The organism is Amycolatopsis sp. SID8362, assembly GCF_010550475.1.
GTDB lineage: Bacteria > Actinomycetota > Actinomycetes > Mycobacteriales > Pseudonocardiaceae > Amycolatopsis > Amycolatopsis eburnea.
The window spans coordinates 1-609 of the sequence record NZ_JAAGNB010000086.1 but is presented as its reverse complement, the minus strand read 5'-3'; the positions used below and the strand labels follow the sequence as shown (position 1 = coordinate 609).

The following is a 609-nucleotide window of genomic DNA, read 5'->3' as shown; positions in this document are numbered from 1 at the left end:
CCGCGGCCCGCAGCCGCGTCCGCAGCTCGGGCTCGGTGAGCCAGCGGCGGAGGGCTGCGCCGAGCGCTTCGACGTCGTCGCCGGGGACGAGCATCCCGGGCACCGAGCCGTCGGGCGCGACGCCGAGCGTGTCCGGCAGCGCGTCGACGTCGGTGGTCAGCACGGGCACGCCGCGGGCGAGGGCCTCGGTGACGACCATGCCGTACGTCTCGGCGCGCGAAGGCAGCACGAGCAGGTCGGCGGTGTGGTAGGTCGCGGCCAGAGCCGCGCCGGTCCGGGGGCCGGTGAGGGTGAAGCGGGCGCCGAGCCGGTGCTCGCGCAGCCGCTCGACGTACTTGGTCTCCCGCCGGATCCCGCCGACGCATTCGCAGGTCCAGCGCAGGTCGGCGACGGTCTCGAGGGCCTGGGCGAGCACACCCTGGCCCTTGCGCGGGGTCACGTTGGCCACGCAGACCAGCCGGGACACCCCGTCGGTGCCGATGGCGGGCGGCGCCGGGTCGACGCCCGGCGGCACGGCGTGCACGCGGTGCGGCGCCAGCCCGTGGTGGCCGATCAGCCGGCGCGCGGCCCACTCGCTGGTCGCGACGACCGAGCTCGCGGCCCGGAGCG

The 609-nt window shown here is 77.7% G+C and carries 1 protein-coding gene; it reads right to left on the bottom strand.

Going from position 1 to position 609, the window contains the following annotated elements; all coding sequences use genetic code 11:
* Positions 1-609 (bottom strand): glycosyltransferase family 4 protein (locus G3I65_RS03020; protein WP_160694510.1); only part of this gene is annotated, 609 nt, incomplete at both ends.